This is a genomic window from Comamonas sp. Z3 (assembly GCF_008121565.1).
Classification (GTDB): Bacteria; Pseudomonadota; Gammaproteobacteria; order Burkholderiales; family Burkholderiaceae_C; genus Comamonas; species Comamonas brasiliensis.
Map to the genome: position 1 here is coordinate 445729 of NZ_VOQU01000005.1, position 23861 is coordinate 469589.

Sequence of the window (23861 nt, forward strand, 5' to 3'; positions counted from 1 at the left end):
TTACTCCTGATGTGGCTTGGTCCAGTGGAAGCCAGTCGTAATCTGTTGCTGAGGTACCAAGCACGACACCATTCCCAGGCGCTGACGCATATGGGTGCGAACGCCCCCTCCCCCCGCCGGGCCGCAGCAGTACAAGGCGTTTATCTCGCGCGGCAGACGCGCAGCTACCGCATGGTCGGCATGCTGCCAGGCCATGCGAAGCCGGACATCCCGGGATTCGCCGGCAATGCCTGCTTCAGTCAGCCAGTCACTGCTGTCGTTTCCCCAGACGCTGGTGATACCGATCAGGTCGGTTCTGAGGGGAGCAATATTCGCCAAGCGCCTGGATATGGTCTGGGCCGCCAGACGCGCGCGCTCTTGCGCTCTCGGGCCCGCGTAGGAGATCTCTCCCTCGGCAAACCATCCTGACTCAAAGCAGACATTGACTTTGAGCATCTCCGGCCTCGGATGACCAATGACACCTTCCAGGCGCACCCGGTCAGGCCCAACCGAAATCACTTCTGCCTGAGTGATGTCCGCAACAACGTCTGGCGTGAGGTAGCAGGCAGGGTCATGGATTTCGTAGAGCAGTTGCTCCTTGACCGTGGCTGCAGTGATGCAGCCCCCGGTAAGAGATGGCTTGAAGATGGTGCTATTGCCCGCGCTGTCGATTTCGGCAATGGGATACCCCAGGCGTTCCATGCCGGGTACATCTTTGTACCCCGGGTCTGCGAAATAGCCGCCAGAAACCTGGGTTCCACATTCCAGCAAATGCCCGGTCATCGTGGCTTGTGCCAGGCGATTCCAGTCATCCCAGGCCCAGCCGAAGTGGGCCATGGCAGGTCCCACTACAAGCGAGGGGTCGGAGACGCGGCCGCACACCACAATGTCTGCACCTGCCAGCAGTGCCTCGGCAATGGGTCGTGCACCTATATAGGCATTGGCGCTCACCAGTTGCTGGTCTGGCATGTCCGAGCCCAGAGCTTTTTCGAGCAGCTGGTAGTGCGCGGGTCCGCTGAGGTCATCACCATGAACAACCGCTATTTGGGGTAGGCGCGTTCCGAGCTCCTTGGCCAATGCAGCAATGGCCCGGGCTGCACCTTGCGGGTTGGCTGCACCAAAGTTGCTGACGATTCGAATGCCATGCGCCAGGCAGTCGGCAAGCACAGGCCGGAGAAACTCCACCATGAGTGGCTCATAGCCTGCATCGGGATTCTGACGACGAGCAAGCTGTGCCAGTGCCAGAGTGCGCTCGGCAAGCGTTTCAAAGATCAGAAAGGCAGGTTTGCTTTGTCGAACCAGCTCCTGTACGACGGGTTGAGCCGCATCAATTCGATCGCCGGAAAAGCCTGCCGCACATCCGATGAGCAATGACGTCGTTTCGTTTTGCACTCTTGTCATGAAACCTCCTGATGCCCACTATAGGAAAACCGCTATAAGCTGTGAAATCGATAATTGAGATTAATTAATCCGCATTTCAAATGAATCTATCGTCGCGTGATGTGCAGGCATTCCTGGTACTGGCCAAGCAAAAGAACTTCACTCAGGCCGCCAGCATGTGCCACCTGTCACAACCGGCTTTCAGTGCACTCATCCGCTCCGTGGAGCAAACGGTAGGTCTCAAACTTTTCGACCGCAGCACAAGACACGTGGTGCTTACCCGCGAAGGCGAACGATTCCTGCAATCTGCAGAGCGCCTCGCCGCAGAATTCGCTGCCTGCGAAAGAGCGATGCGTGATACAGCACAACTGGCTCAGGGGCACGTATCAGTTGCATTGCTGCCATCCCTTGCCGCAGGCTGGCTTCCTGAGGTGCTGAAGGTGTACACGGCGCGGCATCCGGGAGTTCAGCTGGGTGTGTTGGATGTACTGTCCGAGCCATGCATCGCTGCCGTTGCCAACGGAGACGCGGATTTCGCGCTGGCCGCCATACGCGTGGATACACCCGACCTGAAGGCTGAGCCGTTTTGCAGCGACGGCTTCTATATGGTGTGCCCGGGCGACCATCCCTTGGCGGACAAGGTCGAGCTGTCCCTGGAGGATCTGACACCCTGGCCGTTCATCCACCTGGCGCGCCACAGCAGTGTTCGCCAGTATCTGGATGCCGCTTTTTTTCCTCGAAAGATGCAGACTTTCGTTGAAGTTGAGCAATTGGCCACCGTGATGGGACTCGTACAAGCCGGACTTGGCATCACCGTAGCTCCCGCCCTGAGCCTGTTTCACTTCGACAAGCCTGGACTGGTAGCGCGACACCTGCTGCTGCCGGGTATGGACCGGCAGATCTATATGGTACGCAAGCGAGAGCGCAGCCTTTCACTGGTAGCTGAAGCGCTCTATCAATTGATGCAGCAGATGCGTCCTGCAAATGCCTGACCTGGCTGATTGCGATATACACCTTGCCGATGCTAGCCCATCAGCCACAGGACGGAGCCGGCACAAGCCTCGCTGCGCAAAACACATATCTCGCCAGGGACAGCCGGAGGCAAGCCGGGAGACTTTAATAGCGCCAATCGGCATGCAGAGTAAGCAGCAGCTGCGCCCTGTCCTGGCTCCGAGCTTTTTTGCGTCCAGTTCAGCCATACGGCAATTTCGCGTCGTGAAGACATGCATCATTCGCCATCAGCTCGCTCTCAGCCATCTGCCGTTACAGAGTTATCGAGTCGGTAATACAAGGCATCCAGCCTTGATCACCATCCCTAGAGCCCAGGAGACATACATGAAATACAGAACCAACCGCAAGCGCAGTGCCGTCTTGTCAAAATTGCCACATGGCCTTGCCGGTGGGGCGCTACGCAAGCTCCTGGTTGCCACGTTTGCGCTGGCATCGCTGGCCAATGGCGCGCTTGCGCAGGAGTCGAAGCGCGACGCCTTCTTCTGGCTGGGACAGATCAACAAGGCATCGGCAGTGATCAATACCGATGAGGGCTTGCTCGACAAGTCCATGGCTCCCAGAATTGCGCGAGGTCTCCAGAGCGTCTTGAAGGCAGGCGACGCTCCGAATGGCAAACGGCCAGGTTTGGTCATCACTTTCGAGCCCCTGCTCATTGATGCCGCTGGTGTGGAAGCCACTCTTCTGCATGCCGGGCGCTCAAGCCAGGATATGTTGGCTACGGTGCGCTCTGCCATACAGCGGGACGATATGCTGCGCCTGAACAAACAGCTGGCGCAGACCCGTGCTCATCTGCTGCGGCTGGCCCAGACTTATACCGACACGGTCGTTCCGAATTACACCAACGGGGTGGCCGCTCAGCCTAATAGCTATGGGCACTACCTTCTGGGACACCTTGCCGGTTTTGACCGGGACGCCCAGCGCCTTCACGAGGCATTCGCGCGCATTGACCAGTCAGCGATGGGCACCACGGTACTCAATGGGACCAGTTGGCCCTTGAATCGAGAGCGCATGGCCAAATACCTTGGCTACCCAGCCACAGTCGACAACGCCTACGATGCCGCGCAGATTCTGGCTGCCGAGATGCCGGTGGAGATCGGCGCGGTTGCGTCGAGCATTTCCCTGCACGTCGGAGCTTTTGTCGAGGACGTCATGGTGCAGTATGCCCAGCCCAGACCCTGGATCCTTCTTCGCGAGGGCGGAGGAAACACCTATGTGTCAAGTGCAATGCCCCAGAAGCGAAATCCCGGACTTCTCAACGACACCCGCGCCAACGCTTCCCGCGTGCTGGCCCTGGGTGTGGGACGCCTCATCGGCCAGCACAATATTCCACCAGGGATGAGCGATAACAAGTCGTCCCATGACTCCTCCGCGCTGATTGCAGCGACGATTTCCACTCTTCAGGGGTTTGACAAAGTGCTCAGCGGCCTGGTGATCAATCCCGAACGTGCGCTTGAAGAACTGAATCTTGACTGGACGGCCTCCCAGGAGGTGGCGGATGTTCTGATGCGCAAGTACAAATTGCCCTTCCGCGTGGGTCACCACTTTGCCTCGGAGGTCGTCAGCTTTGCCAAGGAACGCAACATCACCCCTCGCGACTTCCCCTACGCCGATGCCCAGCGCATCTATGCAGCTACCGTCAAACACGAAATGTCTATCGAGAACGGCAAGTTGCCCATGTCGGAAAGCGAGTTCCGGGCGACGCTGGACCCCGTAGCAATCGTGAAGAATCGCGTGACAGCCGGAGGCCCCCAGCCATCGGAAATGGCGCGCATGATTGCACGATCCAAGCAAATGCTCTCTCAGGAAGAGCAATGGACCGAAGCGCGAAATAACCGGATTGAGACGGCAATCAAGGACCTTGATCGCGACTTTGCACGCCTGGCGACTCCGTAATTGGCAAAGAGGCCATAGGCCTCTTTGCTGCAGTCATTGCGTGCTCAGCCCTCATTCATTCAGTTTGGGGCGGGTGACAAACAGACATTGTCACAGTGCTGGGGCGTGTCCTGCCGAAAGCGGTCAGCTCCTTGCACGGAACAACGCCGGCGCACTTTCACGTGGAAAAGCCATCAGGAGGATCTGCTCATGGCTTTTTCTTTCAGGCATTACCGCTTAGAGATTCTGGGCTTGTCCGGAATATTCGGCGTAAAGCTCATCCGCCATTTTGCGCAATGCTCGGCCTATGGCTGCATATTCATATTCGTTGAGATTTGCCAAGGATGCCCGCCCCGATGGACGGTTCGAGCCGAAGCCGCGCCCTGGCAAGAGCACAATACCGGTCTCATCGGCAATCCGGAACAGCATGTCACCTGTCGACGACTGTTTGACCGCCCACTCCGAAAAGGCTTCGCCGTAGAGCTTCGCGGTCACATCCTGCAAGTCAATCAAGGTGTAGTAGTCAACCGCGTTTTCGTCTCTTAGCGGCGGCATGCCAAGCTCGCGGTACAACGTGGTTTCGCGTCGCCGAATCAGTTGCTTGAGCGTGTGCTTGTACTCGTCCGCCTCGTCCATCAGCGCAAACAGCGAGAACAGGGCCATCTGCACTTGCTGCGGAGTGGACAGTCCGGCCGTGTGATTCAAAGCGACAGCACGACTGTCAGCCACCAGGCGGTCAATGAACTTCAAGGAGCGCACATCCGGCAGCAGCGAACGATAGCGATGATCCAGGGCGACTTTCTCGGACTCTTGCAGTTTGTCCAGCGCCAGGTCAAAGACATTTTGCTGATGAGCGGCCACGACCCCCAAACGCCAGCCAGTGGCGCCAAAGTATTTGGAGAATGAGTAGACCAGAAGCGTATTTTCCGGGCAAATCGCGAAGAGAGACTGGAAGTCATCTGCAAAAGTTCCATAGACATCGTCGGTCAGGATCATCAGATCCGGACGATGTTCTGCAACGATGTTGCGCACGCGTTCCAGACTTCGCTGATCCATCTTCACCGAAGGCGGATTGCTGGGGTTGACGCAGAAAAAGATCTTGATGGCCGGGTCCTTGAGCTTGTCCAGCTCAGAGTCCGGATACTGCCAATTGAGGCTCGGATCCGCGTTGATGGCGACTTCCTCCAGTGCGTACTGGGCCAGCTCCGGAATTTCTATATACGGCGTGAAAACCGGCATCCCAATGGCAACCTTGTCGCCGGCCTTGAGCAAACCGTTGAGCTTCAGGCTCTCGAAAATGTAAGCCATGGCAGCCGTTCCCCCTTCGACTGCAAACAGGTTCACGGACTCACTGGGTATTGCATCGGCCCCCATTTCCCGGATGATGTACTGGCGTACGATTTTTTCACTGATGTTCAGCATCCGCGGGGGAACGGGGTAATTGCAGCCCAGAATACCGTCAACCATTTCGTGCAGGAAGGCGGCCGGGTCCAAGCCCAGCTGGTCACGGACATAGCTCAGTGATTTACCGAGAAAGCGCACGCCCTCCTGATCCCGGTTCTCGGCGATATAACGTTCAAAGCGACCCTCAATCCCGTCGATCTTCGCCAGTCCGCCAACACCTACCGTTGTCATATAAGAGTAGGAAAGCTCCGATTCGGCTGCAGCGAACAAGCCCAGGCGAAAAAATGCTCTTCTCGGCGTTGTGGCCAGAAAGTTGGGATTGCCCCGCCCCGCATTGAGCATGAGGCGGTTTCCGTCGCTCGAGGCGATCTTGATCAACTCATCCTTGAGCTCGAACGGGCTCAATTTCGCCAGACTCTGATAATCCTTACTCATATCGCAACTCCTTCCATTCGTCCTAGTGAATCAGTGCAGGGGGTTCACGCGAAGGCAATGACCAGCGGACCCAACAAAGTCAGGAACACATTGGCCAACGCATAAGTGATTGCAAACGGGGTGGTGGGGATTGAATTTCCGGCCTTGTCCAGAACCTCTCCAAACGCGGGGTTGGCACTGCGTGCGCCCGACAGCGAACCCGCGAACATGGCCACGTTGTCGTAACGCAGCACATACTTGCCAAACAAGATGGCAATCAGCAGCGGAATGATGGTGACCAGAACGCCCAGCATGAACAGCGTCAAACCCTGCTCCATGACCGTGCTGACCGCCTGCTGGCCGGACTGCAGGCCGACCATGGCCACAAAACCGGCCAGGCCCAGGTCGCGCAACAGGGTGGAAGCTCCCGTCGGCATATTTCCCATGGTGTGCTTGCGGCTGCGCCACCAGCCAAACAGCAGCCCTGAGAGCAAGGCGCCGCCGCCGCTGCCCAAAGTGATGGGAATGGAGCCGATACGCAGGACCAGCAAACCGATCAACAAGCCGACGACAATGCCGCAGCCGTGATAGACCCAGTCGGTCTTGTCACTGGGAACGATGATGGGTCCAGCGGATTGAGCGGCCTTTTGAACGTCCTGGGGCGTACCGAACAAGCTCACCACGTCACCTGGCATCACCATGGTCTCCGACTTGATCGGAACGGGTGTTCCGGCCCGCATCAGACCTTCGACATACACGCCGTGTATGAACTCCTGGGACAGGCTGTTCAGGATGTCCTTCACACTACGGTTGAGATAGATGGGATTGGTGATTGCAACGTCGCGGCGCACCATCACCACATCCATGCCCTCGGCTGACTGCAGCTCATCGCCAACTAGGGCCCCGAGCGAGACCACGGCCGCGCGGCGCCCTACCAGCAGCACAACGTCGCCGGACTCCAGTACCAGGCTGGGATCAACGCCTACCAGAGCGCTCCTGCGCTGAATGCGTTCCACGGTCACCCTGCCCTGCGTTGCGCTGGCTTCGAGATCTGCCACACTTTTGCCTGATTGAGCGACGCGGAAAATGCGCCCCACCAGATCGGGAGCTGCCGGCGACTCGCCCTGCGCGTAGACCCGCACGCCCTTGAGCTGCTCCTGCTCGGCCTGAACGGCGTCATCGCGTATGTTGCGCCCGGTAATCCAGGGCAGCACATTGACGCACATGATGATGGCCCCGAAGGATCCGAATATATAGGTGACCGCATAGCCGATGGCGACATTGGCCTGCATGCGCTGCACTTCCTCGCCCGAGAGCCCGAGTTTCTCAATCGCAGAACCAGCCGTCCCAATGATTGCCGACTGCGTCAGCCCGCCGGCCGCAAGACCTGCAGCCAGTCCCTTGTCCAGCCCGAATACCCGGGCAATCACCACCACCGTGATCAAACCGGACAAGGCGACCACGACGGCCATCATGATTTCCTTGACCGAATGGCGTCCCAGGGAATTGAAGAATTGCGGGCCGCTTTCAAAGCCTACGGCATAGATGAACAAGGCGAAAAGCACGGCTTTGATGCCTGAATCGATCTGAATGCCGATCTGGCTGATCAAGACCGCCGCCAATAAGGAACCTGCCACGCCCCCCAGCTGGAATGAGCCAAAGCGGAACTTGCCGACCCAGTATCCCAGGGCCAGAGACGCAAAAAGTGCGGCCTCCGGTGATTGGTGAAAAATGCTTTTGAGTAAATCCACGGCCACCTCTATTTCCGGATAAAAGGATCAAGCAACAGAAAGTCCGTCCAGGCTCCAATACCAGGGCCTGGAAATGCTTGAACTCAGGAGAAAGCGGTTTGCTATTAGCAAGCGTGCATCGAGATCGCCCATCTCAAAACTGATGCCGCATCCATTGGCTGGTTGGTTCTTGTCTTCTTCTATTTCCCACCACTATTAAAGACAAAAGCGTACCCAAATGTAGGACGTTGCCGATTAATTATTTCAGGATAGTCATGGCTGGTCCGCTGTGGCTTGGCATTCCCAGAGGATATTGATAAGCCACCGCATTAAGAGGCAGCCCGTGCAGCTGCATAGAAAACAAGCCGCACGGGGCCGTGGCGGGACTGCCGGATATTGCCTAGCGCAGGGTTCGCCGGTTAATGGAGCGGCGGGTGGCCGCGAGATTGCTTCGACGAGACAGGGGTTGAGCCACATTCGACTCCGAGGTCGTAGCTGCAGCCGCAATTCTTTGCTGAGCCTCCAGCAGATTTTTGAGATCTGCAACACGCTCCTGCGCCAATGCTGCCGTGTTCTGGGCGGTCTGCAACTGGGCATGTAGATTCAGGATCTCCTGCTCGGATTGTTCAAAGCGAGTCTGCAACTCCTGATAGCGGGACTCTGCCTTGCGTTCCTGATCCTGCAGGCTTTTTCGCGCTGCAGTGAGTTCCTGCCGCGCACGATCGACCTCGTTGAGCATATGGCGCTCGTTGCCCGCGTACTGCTCGGCCATGCGCTGGCGTTCCGCTGCGGCGGACTGAATTTCTTCGCTGTGCTTTTGCTGCTGCAACTCACGCTGGCGAACGGCATTGCCCAGCTCGTCACGCAGCTCTTCCAGGCGCTGATCGCGCTCCTGCATCGTATGCTGCATCTCGTCAAGACGACGTGCCAGGTCCTGGGCGTGGTTCTGGGCCGTCTGCAGGGCTTGATTCAGCGCATCTTTTTGCGCTTCCATGGTGGCCTCTCGCTGAGCGAGTTGCTCCTGCTGCGCCACAAAAGCCTGCTCCTCGGCTTTCAAAGCCTGTTCACGAAGATCCAAGGCCTTGCTGGCAGCAGCTTTCGCCTCTTCCAGTGCCGTATTCCAGAGCTCTTCGGCAAGGCGCTGCACAGGATCCGGCACCGACTGCAGCACGGATGGATCCTGTTCTCCCGCAACTCCCAGGCGATGCCCTAGCGTGGCAAACCAGGTCTCCAGCATGGGACTGACCGTATTCGGAGAGCCTCGCCCTATCTGCTGGCGCACGCGCTCTATGGTCGGGCGCAGACCCTGGGCAATCAAGACATCGGCTGCAGCCCAGACATCGGATTCCTGTACGCCCCTGGACGTGGTTTTGCTTGTATTCATATCTATTTTTCAAATAACTAACGATAAGTGATTGTTATCGTGATCTATTAATTAATCATGTAATACACAATACATATCATGTATTAAATATTACGTAAGAAATTTTCATACAGATGACAACGTACATTAACCCGTTTTCATCCCTTTTGTTCAGGGTGGAGTCCGTTCGGCGTTAGAGCGAGAGCAATTTCGTTGGCTTGTACATACTGGTTGTTCTGCCAGAGCCCGTGCTCAGGCCGGCCTAGCCCCGCCAAGCAGTGTCCTGATCGCTGCCATCAGCCGCTGGCTTGCCCACGAAGTTGAAGCTGCCTGACTTGGCGTGGAGCCAGGGCAACACGGTCCGCAGTGCTGCTCCACCTTTGCCGACAGTCCCAGAGCGGCAAATCGATTTCAGCCGGCATGTAAAGTCAGGGCGAAAATAGCGCCATGGATTCACACAAGCCCTCGCCCTTCTCTGCTCCAGCGGCCTTTGATGCCAACCGCCTACAGGTGCTGGATATGCCGGCTGCCGCCCTGGCACCCGAAGCGCATGAAGCCATCAAGGAACTGATGCATGAAGGCGAATCCAGCAACACGCGCAGCAGCTATCAAAGCGCCATGCGTTACTGGGCAGCCTGGCACCTACTGCGTCTGGGCCAGCCCATGCAACTGCCGCTGCAGGTTTCCACGGTGCTGCAGTTCATCATCGATCATGCCCAGAGGCAGAGCGGTGTCGGCCTGCTTCATGAGATGCCACCCGAAATCGATGAAGCCCTGGTAGCTGCAGGCTACAAGGGAAAAAAAGGTGCGCCTTCGCACAGCACGCTGGTGCACCGCATGGCCGTGATGTCCAAGGCACATCAGGTGCATGCCATGTCCAACCCCTGTCAGGACGGGGCAGTCAGGGAGTTGATGTCACGTACGCGCAAGGCCTATGCAAGACGCGGTGATCTACCCCAGAAAAAAGAGGCGCTGACGCGTGATGTGCTGGAGATGCTGCTGGCCAGCTGTGACGACAGCTTGCGTGGCCTGCGCGACCAGGCGCTGCTGTTGTTTGCCTGGGCCAGCGGCGGGCGACGCCGCTCCGAAGTGGCCGGCGCCGATATGCGTTTCCTGCGCGCCGTGGCTGGTGGGGAATTCATCTACACCCTGAGCCATAGCAAGACCAACCAGAGCGGCACCGACGCCCCCGAGAATCACAAGCCCGTCACCGGCCGTGCCGCCATCGCCCTGAGAGCATGGCTGGACGCAGCCTGCATCACCGAAGGTCCTATCTTCAGGCGCATTCGCAAAGGAGGCCATGTGGCAGAGCCGCTGACTCCCGCCGCCGTGCGAAATATTGTCAAGGAACGCTGTGCGCTGGCAGGCGTGGAAGGGGATTTTTCCGCCCACTCGCTGCGCTCGGGCTTTGTGACCGAGGCCGGCAGACGCAATCTGCCGCTGGCCGACACCATGGCCTTGACGGGGCACCATAGCGTGAACACCGTGCTCGGCTACTTCCGGGCCGACTCGGCACTCAACAATCAGGCGGCGCGCATGCTGGACGAGGATTGATCAAGCCCCATCAGCTGCAGCGCAGTCTGATGAATGGCGGACTGCGGATCGGCCAGTTGCAGCGGCAAATCAAAGTGGTTGGTCGCCGGCGCTTCCACCCACTGCCCCGGCAGACAGCGTGCCTGCCAGGCCGCCAGATAGTCGCGCGACTGGCGCTTGAATTCATGGCTTTCAAACTCCCCACAGCTCACGCGCAGTTGGCTCTGAGCATGGGTACCCGCATCGGGCAGCAGAAAGCGCGGACTGTTGCGTATGGCAGCAGCATCGTCGAGTTGCATCCAGTCGTTGATATGGGTTGTCAACAGCGGCTGCAGGTCGAACAGACCGCTCAAGGTCAGCGCTGATCGGGGTACGGCCTGCGCTGGCAGGTCGTAGTCTTGCTGCCAGTCCTTGGCCAGCAGCATGCCCACCAGATGTCCTCCGGCCGAGCTTCCGCAGGCACAGATATTGCGGGCATCACCGCCGTAGATGGCGATATTGCGCACCACCCAGGCATAGGCCTGACGCATCTGATCGACTATATGGTCCAGTGTGACGGACGGGGCCAGATCGTAGTCAGGCACAACGACGATGGCGCCCTCCTGCGTCAGCGCCGGTGCCATGAATGCCGAATCATCCTTGCCCAAGGCCTTCCAGTAGCCGCCATGGATGAAGATGAAAACAGGCGCAGCTTGTGCGGTGCCTGCCTGGGTTGAGGGCAGATAGATATCCAGAACATCCGTAGCCCTGGGGCTGTAGCGCTGGTTGCGAACTGCGCCGGACAAGGCAAATGCGGCCTGGCTTTCCTGCGTGTAGCGCGCCAGGTAGGCAAGCGGATCCTGCACGCTGGCGCGGGCGTTGTATTGGCGGTCGTAGTAAGCGATCGTGGAGTTGGTCGAGATGGAAGGCATTTTCTGCGCGGCTTTGGGCTTCGGACGGTGATCAATCGCAGCGCACAGCATAAGCCAGGCGACAGACTCGTCACTGCCGCGTCAGCATCAACTATTCAAGCCAGCATCCTCCAATTAGACCTGTTCACCTGTCATGTAGATACATTAGATTACATGCATGCAGATGAAATCAGAGCGTTGGAGCAGGCGTTGATAAAAACAAAAGCGGGGGCTGGTTGTGCAGCCATGATGTGGGGACTCTGCGCCCAGGCCGGCGGCCTTGATAGAACGGGCCAGGACCTTGGGCCTTTGTTTGAAAACGGCCGCTATCTTTCCGTGGAGACCTATACGGTCAGGCCCCGGATCCAGGGCACGGATGCGCTGGGAAAGTCCACCGGGCAAGTCGCCGACGACTATACCCAATGGGGCTTTGCATACAAGCAGGATGTAAATCCACGCACCTCGGTGCTGCTGATGTTGAGCAAGCCTTTTGGCCTTGACATCGCTTACAGCCCGCGGCAATCGCCTCTTTTTGGCGGCACGCAGGCCCGCGTGAGCAGCCATGAGCTTATGGGGGCGCTGCGCTACCGCTGGGATGAGCACTGGGCCGTGCATGGCGGTCTGCGCCTGCAGCGCACGGAAGGACATGTCGCCCTGGGGGGCATGGTATTTGGAGCGCTCAGTGGGTACCGGGTGGATTTCAGACCCAGTACCGAGCCAGGCTACTTGCTAGGCATGAGCTATGAGCGGCCGGATATGACTTTGCGCGTCGCTGCGACCTATTACTCGGCCATCAGGCACAAGATCGCGACCCGTGAAAACCTGTGGCCGGGCGAAACAAGGACCGCATCGACTGCTCCGCAGAGCTTCAACCTCGATGTTCAGACAGGCATCACGTCAAGTACCCTGCTCTTTGGACAGATCCGCTGGACCAACTGGTCGCAATTCCGGCTACACCCGCAGACCTTGGCGGCGATACTCCCAGGGCGCAGTCTGGCGGACATGGAGGACACCACCACCTACACGCTGGGTCTTGGGCAGAGGCTGGCGGCGAACTGGTCCGGCTTTGTCACCGTGGCTTATGACAAGCGCAGCGACAAGGCCGCGCTGTCGCCATTGCGCCCCACCGATGGCCGCCTTGGCTACACGGTAGGGATGAGCTATCAGCAAGGACAGTTCAAGCTCACGCCCTGGCTGAGCTACCAGCGTCTGGGCTCGGTTGATATCTCCAGCGGCGGCACGACCCTGGCGGCTTTCGATGCCGAGTCCGCCACGGCGTTCGGGATCAGGCTCGGCTATCAGTTCTGAGAGCAGTCGCAGCTTTCATGCTGCTGCAATCTGACAGCCGGCGCCCGAAGCGATCAACCCAGCGCCGCAATCACGTCGGCCGGAGCCTGCACCAGCTCGATCAGCACGCCCTCGCCGGCAATCGGAAACTCGTCATTGCTCTTGGGGTGCAGGAAAGTGATGTCATAGCCTGCCGCTCCCTTGCGGATACCGCCGGGAGCAAATCGCACGCCATTGGCCGTCAGCCATTCCACGGCCTTGGGCAGATCGTCGATCCACAGGCCGATGTGGTTCAGCGGCGTGGCGTGCACGGCGGGCTTTTTCTCGATGTCCATGGGCTGCATGATGTCTACTTCCACCTTCATCGCGCCCCGCCCCATGGCCAGAATGTCCTCGTCCACGTTTTCGCGCTCGCTCTGAAAGGTGCCGGTCTGCTCCAGACCCAGCATGTCCACCCACAGCTTTTTCATGCGCTGTTTATCGGTTCCACCGATGGCGACTTGCTGAATACCTAGAACCTTGAAAGGACGATTGCTCATGAGTGACTCCTTGATTGATAGCTTAAAGCGCAATATTGGTAAGCGCCAGAGCCGGTTTTTATTGAAATATCAGACCTCGCCAAGCAACCAGCTGCTGGCCATGGCAAAGTATTCGCGCAGCCAGGCATTGAAACGCGTGGCCAGAGGGGTATCAGCCGCCACGGGATAGACCTGAGGCAGATCCTGCCGCTTTGCAATGTCCATGGCGCGCATCAGATGAAAGTCGCTGCTGACCATGGCCATGGGGGCATCCGCAGCCACACCGCGCTCGGCCAGCAAGGGCCGGCTGAGCTTGAGGTTCAGCTCGGTACTGGTGCTGAGCTTTTCCAGCACCAGCCGCTGCGGCGCAATACCGTGACGCTGCTGCAGATAGCGGGCCATGACCTCGGCCTCCGACTCTTTTTCACCCCAATCGACACCGCCGCAAACGGCGACCAAGGCCTGGGGCTGCAGCTTGGCCAGTTGCGCCGCCTGATCCAGCCGCGCAGCCAGAACTGGCCTGGGGTGACCATCGAGCGTGCCGCTGCCCAGCACGACGATGGATTGCACGGGCGGCACTTGCTGCGGCGAAAGACCCAGGCCGGACAGGCGGCTCCAGAACCAGAAAAGGCTGATCAGCCACAGCGCCAGGCCGGCCCAGGCCAGCGACCAGAGCCTTGCATGCAGGGGCCTGGCTGCACGCCAGTGCTGTACGGCCCGCCATTTCCAACTCAGCCCCAAGGCCGCAGCACCCAAGCCGGCTGGCAGCACCACCCCTACATTGAAGTGCCCCAGGCACATCAGCACCAATGCGTCAACCAGCAGCAGCAAGCCCACCACAGCCAGCAAGGCACGAACGAACTTGGCGCGACCGGGAATCGTTGCAGACGCTTTTAATATCATAGCTACTTACACTTACTGGATAAGGGATACAGCTATTTTCCAATGAAAACTTAAAAGCCCGCAAAGCCAAAGCCTTGCGGGCTTCCAATTTCAGGGCCTGAAGGCTGCGACGGCATTCAATGCCGGCCGGCACCCAAAAATGACACCCTGCGCTCCTCACTGCGTGTGGTCTGGGCCCCTCCAAGAGGGGCGCTTTTCATCTTGGGGCGGCCCGGCGATGAAAAACCGGCATCACTCGAATTCCAGAATGATGTCGTCCACCGCCAGCGAATCTCCCTTGGCAGCGCTGATCTTGCTGACCACGCCATCCTGGGCCGCGAAGAGAATGTTCTCCATCTTCATGGCTTCGATGACCGCCAGCTTCTCGCCGGCCTGCACCTTCTGGCCGGGCTGCACCGCCACGTCGACCAGCAGGCCGGGCATGGGCGAGAGCAGGAACTTGGACAGGTCGGGCGGTGCCTTGTAAGGCATGAGCTTGTGCATCTCTGCGCCCTTGGGCGAGAGCACCAGCACATCGGCTTGCGTGCCATTGTGGATGACGCGCAGTGCCAGCGGGTTCTTGCCATTGCCGCGTTCGATCTGGCAGGTGAAAGCCTTGCCATTGCAAACGCCGCGCACCACCAGATCGCGAATGTCTGCATTGCTGCGGAACTCGTAGGCCTTGTCGCCAATGACGACCTTGCAGACGCGCGCCTGGGCATCGAAGTCGGTCACCTCGCCAGTCACATACTGGTTCTTGCCTTCAGCACCCAGAACCACCGCGGTGTACTTCTCGCCCACCTGCACTTGGTGGCCTTGCATCTGGCCGGTGATGGTCGATGCACGCGCACGATAGCGGCGATTGCGGAACAGGGCCAAAGCCACCAGGAAGTCGGGATCATCGTGGGGCACGTCCTCGGCATGGAAGCCGTCGGCATAGTGCTGGGCAATGAAGCCGGTGTTGAACTGGCCCGAGACAAAGTCCGGGTGTGCCAGCAGAGCTGCCTGGAACGGGATGTTGGAGCTGATGCCGCGAATGGCAAAGCCGTTGAGCGCTTCGCGGGCCTTGGCGATGGCGTCGTTGCGGTCCTTGCCGTGCACGATGAGCTTGGCGATCATCGAGTCGTAGTACATGGGGATTTCGCCGCCGTCATAGACGCCAGTATCCACACGCACGCCGTTCAGATGCTCAGTGTCGGACTGCCACATGGTCTGCTCGGGCGGCGCAAAGCGGACTAGGCGGCCGGTCGAAGGCAGGAAGTTGCGGAACGGGTCTTCGGCGTTGATACGGCACTCGATGGCCCAACCGTCGCGCTTCACATCGGCCTGGGCAAAGGACAGTTTTTCGCCGGCGGCCACACGAATCATCTGCTCGACCAGATCGAGTCCGGTGATGCATTCGGTCACCGGGTGCTCGACCTGCAGACGGGTATTCATCTCCAGGAAGTAGAAGTCCTGGTCCTTGCCGACCACGAACTCCACGGTGCCGGCGCTCTGATACTTGACGGCCTTGGCCAGGGCCACGGCCTGCTCGCCCATGGCCTTGCGGGTGACATCGCTGATGAAGGGCGAAGGCGCTTCCTCGATCACCTTCTGGTGACGGCGCTGTATCGAGCACTCACGCTCGTTCAGGTAAACCACATTGCCGTGGCTGTCGCCCAGAATCTGGATTTCGATGTGGCGGGGCTCCTGCACGAACTTCTCTATGAAGATGCGGTCGTCACCAAAGCTGTTGCGCGCTTCGTTCTGGCAGGAGGCAAAACCTTCAAAGGCTTCCTTGTCGTTGAATGCCACGCGCAAACCCTTGCCACCGCCACCGGCCGAAGCCTTGATCATCACGGGGTAGCCAATGCCCTTGGCGATTTCCACGGCCTGTTCGGGACCGCCGATGGCGTCGTTGTAGCCGGGGATGGTGTTGACCTGGGCTTCGCCGGCCAGCTTCTTGGACGCGATCTTGTCGCCCATGGCAGCAATGGAATGCGACTTGGGGCCGATGAAGGCAATGCCCTCTTCTTCGCAGCGCCTAGCAAAGCCCTCATTCTCCGAGAGAAAACCGTAGCCGGGGTGCACCGCCTGTGCGCCGGTCTGCTTGCAGGCCTCAATGATTTTTTCGCCCAGCAGATAGGACTCACGGCTGGGTGCGGGGCCCAAGCGCACGGCCTCGTCGGCGAGCTTGACATGGCGCGCGTCCTTGTCGGCGTCGGAATAGACTGCCACGGTCTGGATGCCCATCTTGCGGGCGGTGGCGATGACTCGGCAGGCGATCTCGCCGCGGTTGGCAATCAGAATCTTGGTAAACATGGATATATCTCCTGGTTCTTCTTGTTCTTACAGGGGGATGTTCCCGTGCTTGCGCCAGGGGTTGTCCAGCTGCTTGTTCTTGAGCATCTCCAGCGAGCGGCAGATGCGCTTGCGTGTTTCGTGCGGCTGGATCACATCGTCGATAAAACCACGGGCTCCGGCCACAAAGGGGTTGGCAAAGCGCTCCTTGTATTCCGCTTCGCGTGCAGCCAGCTTCACCGGATCATTCTTGTCCTCACGGAAGATGATCTCCACCGCGCCCTTGGCGCCCATCACGGCGATTTCGGCATGGGGCCAGGCCAGGTTCACGTCGCCACGCAAATGCTTGGAAGCCATCACGTCGTACGCGCCGCCATAGGCCTTGCGGGTGATGACAGTGATCTTCGGCACTGTGGCTTCGGCATACGCATACAGCAGCTTGGCACCATGCTTGATGATGCCGCCGTATTCCTGGGAAGTGCCGGGCATGAAACCGGGCACATCCACGAAGGTGACCACAGGGATGTTGAAGGCATCGCAAAAGCGCACGAAGCGCGCCGCCTTGATGGAGGACTTGATGTCCAGGCAACCGGCCAGCACCAGGGGCTGATTGGCCACGACGCCCACGGTCTGACCGGCCATGCGGGCAAAGCCGATGATGATGTTCTTGGCGTACTCGGGCTGCAGCTCGAAGAAATCGCCATCGTCCACGGTCTTGAGAATCAGCTCCTTCATGTCGTAGGGCTTGTTGGCGTTTTCGGGCACCAGCGTATCCAGCGACAGATCGGCGCGACCCACGGGATCGGTGGTCTCGCGCACAGGAGCCTTTTCCTTGTTGTTCAAGGGCAGGTAGTTATAGAGTCGACGCAGCATCATCAGTGCTTCCACGTCGTTGTCGAATGCCATGTCGGCCACGCCGCTCTTGGTGGTGTGGGTGATGGCCCCGCCCAGCTCTTCGGCCGTGACTTCCTCGTGCGTCACGGTCTTCACGACTTCGGGACCGGTCACGAACATATAGGAGCTGTCCTTGACCATGAAGATGAAGTCGGTCATGGCCGGCGAGTACACGGCGCCGCCGGCGCTGGGGCCCATGATCATGGAGATCTGGGGCACCACGCCCGAGGCCAGCACATTCTTCTGGAACACATCGGCATAGCCGCCCAGAGAGGCAACGCCTTCCTGGATACGCGCACCACCCGAATCGTTGAGGCCGATGACGGGAGCGCCGACCTTCATGGCCTGGTCCATCACCTTGCAGATCTTCTCGGCATGGGTTTCGGACAGTGCGCCGCCGAACACCGTGAAGTCCTGGCTGAACACAAAGACCAGACGGCCGTTGATCATGCCGTAGCCGGTGACCACGCCGTCGCCGGGGATCTTGGTGTTTTCCATGCCGAAGTCCGTGCAGCGGTGCTCCACGAACATGTCCCACTCTTCAAAAGTGCCGTCGTCCAGCAGCAGCTCGATACGCTCGCGCGCCGTCAGCTTGCCTTTCTTGTGCTGCGCGTCGATGCGCTTTTGTCCCCCACCCAACCGAGCGAGTTCTCGCTTGGCTTCCAGCTGCTTCAGGATATCGTCTTGCATGCTTGTCCTCTAACGTGATTTGGGTTGCTTGTCTCGCAATGGTGATGCTGCGATGCTATGGTAATAAGAGCTGCTAGCGCCTACTGCATTTGGGCTAGAAGTAGATTTCTTGCTGCGGTACTGGCAGCGATACGACCCGCTGTCACATCGTCCTGAAGGACGGGGAGCATGGCCTTGACCCGCGGATGCTGGCGAAACGCCTGCTTGAGGCCGAAGTCGATGCGCTCCCACATCCAGGCCAATGCCTGCTTCTCGCGGCGCAGGGCCAGGCGGCCGTTGGAGGTTTGCAGCTCCCTGAAGCTGCTGACTGCAGCCCAGAAGCCCTCCACTCCCTGTCCCAGCAAGGCACTGATCTGCAGTACGCGCGGCTGCCATAGTGCGCCGGTGTTGGCGTGGTCTGGATTGCCGTGCATGCCCAGCAGGCGCAGACTCGATGTAATCTGGGCCTGGGCACGCGTGGCGGCGTGGGGGTCGATGTCGGCCTTGTTGATGACCACCAGGTCGGCCAGCTCCATCACGCCCTTCTTGATGGCCTGCAGATCGTCGCCAGCGTTGGGGAGCTGCAGCACGCAGAACATGTCCGTCATGCCGTGCACGGCAATCTCGCTCTGGCCCACGCCCACGGTTTCGACGATGACCACGTCATAACCGGCGGCTTCGCAGACCAGCATGGCCTCTCGCGTCTTTTCGGCCACGCCGCCCAGCGTGCCGCTGCTGGGACTGGGGCGGATATAGGCCTCCAGCCGCATGGACAGTTGCTCCATGCGGGTCTTGTCGCCGAGGATGGAGCCGCCTGAAACGGTGCTGGACGGATCAATCGCCAGCACGGCCACACGCAGCCCCTTCTCTATCAGAAACAGGCCCAGGGCTTCGATGAAGGTGGATTTGCCGACGCCCGGCACGCCGCTGATGCCAAGGCGAAATGCCTTGCCCGTGTGCGGCAACAGAGCGGTGAGCAGACCGTCAGCCTGTTCACGGTGGTCGGCCCGGGAGGATTCAAGCAAGGTAATGGCCTTGGCCATGGCCCGGCGCTGCACGGCAGGGTTGCCGCGCAGGATGCCGTCTTGCATTTGCTCAGGGGTCACGTTGCGGTCGCCTTTGCTATCGATGCTTGCCGGCCGATCAGAGACCGTTGGCCTTCTTGATCTGCTCCAGCACATCCTTGGCGCTGGCAGGAATGGGAGTGCCGGGGCCGTATACGCCCTTGACGCCCGCGTTGTAGAGGAAATCATAGTCCTGGGCGGGAATCACGCCGCCCACGAAGACGATGATGTCGTCCGCCCCCTGCTTCTTGAGCTCGGCAATGATGGCCGGCACCAAAGTCTTGTGCCCGGCGGCCAGGGTCGACACACCCACCGCATGCACATCGTTCTCGATGGCCTGGCGCGCGCATTCTTCGGGTGTCTGGAACAGCGGCCCCATGTCCACGTCAAAGCCCAGGTCGGCAAACGCGGTTGCGACCACTTTGGCACCGCGGTCGTGACCGTCCTGACCCAGCTTGGCGATCATTACGCGGGGGCGTCGGCCCATGGCCTGCGAAGCGGTGTTGATCTCTTCCTTGAGCTTGTCCCAGCCTTCGGCCGAGTCATAAGCGGCAGCATACACGCCGGTCACCTTCTGGGTATCGGCGCGATGGCGACCAAACGCCTTTTCCATCGCGTCGGAGACTTCACCCACCGTGGCACGCAGGCGCACGGCCTTGATGGACAGATCCAGCAGATTGCCCTCTCCGGATTCTGCTGCAGCAGTGATGGCAGCCAGCGCTGCTTCGACCTGGACAGCATCGCGCTTCGCCTTGATATTCTTGAGCCGCGCGATCTGGCTGTCACGCACCTTGACGTTGTCCACTTCCAGGATGTCGACCGGGTCTTCCTTGGCCAGCTTGTACTTGTTGACGCCGACGATGACTTCCTTGCCGGAATCGATACGCGCCTGCTTCTCGGCGGCGGCGGCTTCGATCTTGAGCTTGGCCCAGCCGCTGTCCACAGCGGCGGTCATGCCGCCCATGGCGTCGACTTCCTCAATGATGGCCCAAGCCTTGTCGGCCATTTCCTGGGTCAGCTTCTCCATCATGTAGGAGCCAGCCCAGGGGTCGATCACATTGGTGATATGGGTCTCTTCCTGAATGATCAGCTGCGTGTTGCGGGCAATGCGGGCCGAGAACTCCGTAGGCAGGGCAATGGCCTCGTCCAGCGCATTGGTGTGCAGGGACTGGGTACCGCCAAACACGGCTGCCATGGCTTCGATGGTGGTGCGAACCACGTTGTTGTAAGGGTCCTGCTCGGTCAGCGACCAACCCGAGGTCTGGCTATGGGTGCGCAGCATCAGGCTCTTGGGGTTCTTGGCATCGAAACCCTTCATGATTCGGCACCACAGCAGGCGCGCGGCACGCATCTTGGCCACTTCCAGGTAGAAATTCATGCCCACGGCCCAGAAGAAGGACAGACGGCCCGCAAAAGCATCCACGTCCATGCCCTTGGCAATGGCAGTCTTCACATACTCCTTGCCGTCGGCCAGCGTGAAAGCCATTTCCAGAGCCTGGTTGGCACCGGCTTCCTGCATGTGATAGCCCGAGATCGAGATCGAGTTGAACTTGGGCATGTTCTGGCTCGTGTACTCGATGATGTCGCCAATGATCTTCATCGACGGCTTGGGCGGGTAGATATAGGTGTTGCGCACCATGAACTCTTTCAGAATGTCGTTCTGAATCGTTCCGGCGAGTTGATCCTGTGGGACGCCCTGCTCTTCGGCTGCCACCACATAGCCGGCCAGCACGGGCAGCACGGCGCCGTTCATGGTCATGGAGACTGAGACCTTGTCCAAGGGGATCTGGTTGAAGAGAATCTTCATGTCCTCGACGGAATCGATCGCCACGCCGGCCTTGCCCACATCACCCGTCACACGTGGATGATCGGAGTCATAGCCGCGATGGGTGGCCAGATCGAATGCGACGGAAACGCCTTGACCGCCGGCGGCCAGTGCCTTGCGATAGAAGGCGTTGGATTCTTCGGCGGTGGAAAAGCCAGCGTACTGGCGAATCGTCCAGGGCCGCCCTGCATACATGGTGGCCTGGGGACCGCGGATGTAGGGGGCGAATCCCGGCAGCGTGTTGGTGAATGGCAGATCTTCCGTGTCTTCCGCCGTGTACAGCGGCTTGACGGTAATGCCGTCCGGCGTGACCCAGTTCAGGTTGTTGATATCACCGCCAGGAGCTGCCTTGTTGGCGGCCTTGTTCCAGGCTTGCAGATCAGCGGGGGCGAATTCTTGTGGGTCCTGTACCGGATTCTCTTGGCTCATGTTGTCTCTCGTATGCGGTGCGCGCAGTGAAGTTTGGAATTGCGGTGAACTACCTAGATGCGTCTAGTGTACATGATTCATAATTATGAATTCAAAATACTTGCAGCATATAATCACGCGTAATGACAAGCAAAACACTTACTCCTCTTGCGCTATATGAGCAGGTCGCCGAGCAATTGCGCCAGCGCATCTTCCGGCGGGAGCTTGAACCTGGTGCCTGGATCGACGAGCTGAAGATTGCCGAGGAATACGGCATCAGCCGCACGCCCCTGCGCGAGGCATTGAAGGTGCTGGCCGCCGAAGGCCTGGTGACCATGAAGCTGCGCCGGGGTGCCTACGTGACCGAGGTCTCGCGCAAGGACATCTCCGACGTCTATCGCTTGCTGAGCCTGCTGGAAGCGGATGCAGCGGCCGAGGTTGCCGGCAAGGCCACGGACGAACAATTGCAGCGTCTGCAGCAGACTCATGAGGAGCTGAAACAGAACACAGCCGACGCCGAGCGGTTTTTCGCGCTCAACGAAAGCTTTCATATGCAGATTCTCGACATTGCCGACAACCGCTGGCGTAACCAGCTAGTAGCCGATTTGCGCAAAGTCATGAAGCTCAACCGCCACAAGTCGCTGTTCAAGCAAGGCCGTATCGAAGACTCTCTGGCAGAGCACGAAGCCATCATGCAAGCATTGCTGCAGCGAGATCCGAAAATCGCCATGAGCGCAGTGCAGCAGCATTTCGCGAATGGACTCGATGCGGCGATCTAGACGATCCCTCTTTGTCGGCTCATGGAAAATGCGCTTTGGTATTTATCCTACAAATTTGAAATATTGGATTACCCGATTCATGCGATGCTCGCAAAGTAACTGAATGTGCTTTCAGTGTTACAGGATCATGATTCATGCTGGCGCAATTTTTCTGGGGCTCCTCTGCTGACGCTCACTTGATCAAGGGCGAATATGACCCTTTGCTTGTAATCCTGTCGCTGGCAGTTTGCTGGATTGCTTCCGGACAGGCATTGCGCCATGCGTCTTTTGCCCGATCAGCCACTTCACGACAATTGCGCTACTGGTCTATTGTGAGCGGATCGCTGGCATTAGGCATAGGCATATGGGCCATGCATTTCATCGGCATGCTCGCTTATTCCCTGCATGCGGCGGTTCAGTATGATTTGACGGTCACGGTCCTTTCCATTATCCCGGGCATTGCGGCGTCTGCAGTGGCTCTCGCCTTGCTGACTCACAATGAGCTCAATCTCAGGCAATTGATCTTGGGAGGATTGGCGGTAGGCATTGGCATTGCAGCCATGCATTATTGCGGCATGGCTGCAATGCGCACACCGGCGACCCACCAGTATTCAGCCGCCTGGTTTTTCATCTCCCTGGTTGTCGGCGTCGCACTGGCTACGCTTGCTCTCTGGGTCCGTTTCGGGCTGGCGCGCTTCAAACTCAAACAGGACCATTGGCGCAAGACACTGGCGGCTGTCACCATGGGCGCAGCAATATCCGGCATGCATTACACAGCCATGCTGGCGCTGCGAGTCACTTCGGACCATGAGATCCATGATGCAACAACATCGAACGACCGCCTGATTCTGGCGCTGACGATTGCCCTGATTACGCTTCTATTCGGTGGATTGATTGCACAGGCCAATGCCTTGATCCATTACCGTAGTCGCTGGCAGAAAGTGGATATGAATGAGGCCAGACTGCAAGCCTTGGTCAATATGGCGGCGGATGGAATTATCTGCATCGACAATCAGGGCCGAGTGACGGATTACAACCCTGCAGCGGAAGTCCTATTCGGCTGGAGCTCGGGGGAAGTATTGGGCAAGAACGTGAAAATGCTCATGCCAGCCGCGTTAGTCACCCAGCATGATGCCTATCTGGAACAGCATGAAGCCGGCCAGCGCAATAACGCGCCCCCTCTGCAGAACAAGATTTCAGAGGTGCTGGGCCAGCACAAGGACGGTACGCTGGTTCCAATGCGTCTGGCATTGAGCCAGGCCGAGGCACGGGGCCAGCGGATGTATGTAGGGCTTCTGACCAATCTCTCGGACCGCAAGCGAACCGAGCGCCAATTGCATATCGCAGCCACGGTATTCGATCATTCCCACGAAGGCATGGTGGTACTGGATGCGAACCGAAAAATCGTGGACATCAATCCGGCTTTTTCGCGTATCAGCGGCTTGAAGCGCCAAGCCGCCAAGAACAAGGAGTTCGCCAGCCTTTTCATCCGTGGCGATGACGATTCGGATGTCCAGTGGTCGCAGATCTGGACGGAAATCGGCAGAAAAGGACACTGGCAAGGCCCGTGCATCATGCAGCACGACATGAACCGGCACCAGATTTCCCTGACGGCGGTGCGTGACGAGCAGCAGCGCCTGCACCATTACATTGCCGTCTGCTACCAAAGCATCGATATCCCGCTCGGAGCCGCATTCTGA

17 protein-coding genes are annotated in these 23861 nt (G+C 59.0%); 6 read left to right on the forward strand and 11 right to left on the reverse strand.

The features are described 5' to 3' along the window. A complete protein-coding gene (locus FSY59_RS17415; RefSeq protein WP_043373025.1) occupies positions 1–1380 on the reverse strand; it encodes an acyclic terpene utilization AtuA family protein in 1380 nt (459 codons plus the stop codon). A gap of 80 nt (positions 1381–1460) precedes the next feature. Here FSY59_RS17415 and FSY59_RS17420 point away from each other — a divergent pair, with 80 nt between their 5' ends. Continuing rightward, complete coding sequence (locus tag FSY59_RS17420; RefSeq protein ID WP_148729389.1) at positions 1461–2351, forward strand: LysR family transcriptional regulator; 891 nt, start codon at positions 1461–1463, stop codon at positions 2349–2351. Positions 2352–2694: 343 nt separating this feature from the next. Continuing rightward, complete coding sequence (locus tag FSY59_RS17425; protein WP_148729390.1) at positions 2695–4263, forward strand: argininosuccinate lyase; 1569 nt, start codon at positions 2695–2697, stop codon at positions 4261–4263. A 216-nt stretch (positions 4264–4479) separates the two neighbouring features. Here FSY59_RS17425 and FSY59_RS17430 read toward each other — a convergent pair whose 3' ends face one another. The 3 genes from FSY59_RS17430 to FSY59_RS17440 all read right to left on the reverse strand — a co-directional run bounded on the left by FSY59_RS17430 (position 4480) and on the right by FSY59_RS17440 (position 9174). Then, positions 4480–6081, reverse strand: a complete 1602-nt coding sequence (locus FSY59_RS17430; RefSeq protein WP_003054930.1) for a bifunctional aspartate transaminase/aspartate 4-decarboxylase — start codon at positions 6079–6081, stop codon at positions 4480–4482. 44 nt (positions 6082–6125) lie between these two features. Beyond that, the gene (gene aspT / locus FSY59_RS17435) at positions 6126–7811 is read right to left on the reverse strand and encodes an aspartate-alanine antiporter (RefSeq protein ID WP_187427937.1); all 1686 of its coding nucleotides are present in this window, start codon (positions 7809–7811) and stop codon (positions 6126–6128) included. A gap of 379 nt (positions 7812–8190) precedes the next feature. Beyond that, positions 8191–9174 carry a DNA-binding protein gene (locus FSY59_RS17440; RefSeq protein ID WP_148729392.1) on the reverse strand — a complete coding sequence of 328 codons (984 nt, stop codon included), beginning with the start codon at positions 9172–9174 and terminating at the stop codon, positions 8191–8193. A 426-nt stretch (positions 9175–9600) separates the two neighbouring features. Here FSY59_RS17440 and FSY59_RS17445 point away from each other — a divergent pair, with 426 nt between their 5' ends. Next, complete coding sequence (locus FSY59_RS17445) at positions 9601–10707, forward strand: site-specific integrase (protein WP_148729393.1); 1107 nt, start codon at positions 9601–9603, stop codon at positions 10705–10707. On the opposite strand, the gene FSY59_RS17450 is transcribed toward FSY59_RS17445, so the two are convergent. After that, positions 10677–11597 (reverse strand): alpha/beta hydrolase, encoded by a 921-nt coding sequence (locus tag FSY59_RS17450; protein ID WP_148729394.1) that lies wholly within the window; start codon positions 11595–11597, stop codon positions 10677–10679. The genes FSY59_RS17445 and FSY59_RS17450 overlap by 31 nt on opposite strands. 153 nt (positions 11598–11750) lie before the next feature. Here FSY59_RS17450 and FSY59_RS17455 point away from each other — a divergent pair, with 153 nt between their 5' ends. Beyond that, positions 11751–12884, forward strand: coding sequence for an outer membrane protein transport protein (locus FSY59_RS17455; protein ID WP_255439537.1), 1134 nt, complete (start codon positions 11751–11753; stop codon positions 12882–12884). A gap of 53 nt (positions 12885–12937) precedes the next feature. Here the strand turns inward: FSY59_RS17455 and FSY59_RS17460 are convergent, their stop codons facing one another. The 6 genes from FSY59_RS17460 to scpA form a co-directional block, all read right to left on the reverse strand. Continuing rightward, positions 12938–13402 (reverse strand): VOC family protein, encoded by a 465-nt coding sequence (locus FSY59_RS17460; RefSeq protein ID WP_003054918.1) that lies wholly within the window; start codon positions 13400–13402, stop codon positions 12938–12940. Positions 13403–13471: 69 nt separating this feature from the next. Then, positions 13472–14284: a YdcF family protein gene (locus tag FSY59_RS17465; RefSeq protein WP_148729395.1), complete on the reverse strand. Its 813-nt coding sequence runs from the start codon at positions 14282–14284 to the stop codon at positions 13472–13474. Between the two features lie 231 nt (positions 14285–14515). Next, the gene (locus FSY59_RS17470; RefSeq protein WP_148729396.1) at positions 14516–16564 is read right to left on the reverse strand and encodes an acetyl/propionyl/methylcrotonyl-CoA carboxylase subunit alpha; all 2049 of its coding nucleotides are present in this window, start codon (positions 16562–16564) and stop codon (positions 14516–14518) included. A gap of 27 nt (positions 16565–16591) precedes the next feature. Then, positions 16592–18127 (reverse strand): acyl-CoA carboxylase subunit beta, encoded by a 1536-nt coding sequence (locus tag FSY59_RS17475; RefSeq protein WP_050874463.1) that lies wholly within the window; start codon positions 18125–18127, stop codon positions 16592–16594. Between the two features lie 80 nt (positions 18128–18207). After that, complete coding sequence (gene meaB / locus FSY59_RS17480) at positions 18208–19212, reverse strand: methylmalonyl Co-A mutase-associated GTPase MeaB (RefSeq protein ID WP_019042236.1); 1005 nt, start codon at positions 19210–19212, stop codon at positions 18208–18210. 37 nt (positions 19213–19249) lie between these two features. Further along, entirely contained in the window at positions 19250–21424 is a 2175-nt protein-coding gene (gene scpA / locus FSY59_RS17485) for a methylmalonyl-CoA mutase (RefSeq protein WP_043373055.1), read from the reverse strand. A gap of 122 nt (positions 21425–21546) precedes the next feature. Here scpA and FSY59_RS17490 point away from each other — a divergent pair, with 122 nt between their 5' ends. Then, entirely contained in the window at positions 21547–22182 is a 636-nt protein-coding gene (locus FSY59_RS17490; RefSeq protein ID WP_043373058.1) for a GntR family transcriptional regulator, read from the forward strand. A gap of 134 nt (positions 22183–22316) precedes the next feature. Next, positions 22317–23861: an MHYT domain-containing protein gene (locus tag FSY59_RS17495; protein ID WP_148729397.1), complete on the forward strand. Its 1545-nt coding sequence runs from the start codon at positions 22317–22319 to the stop codon at positions 23859–23861.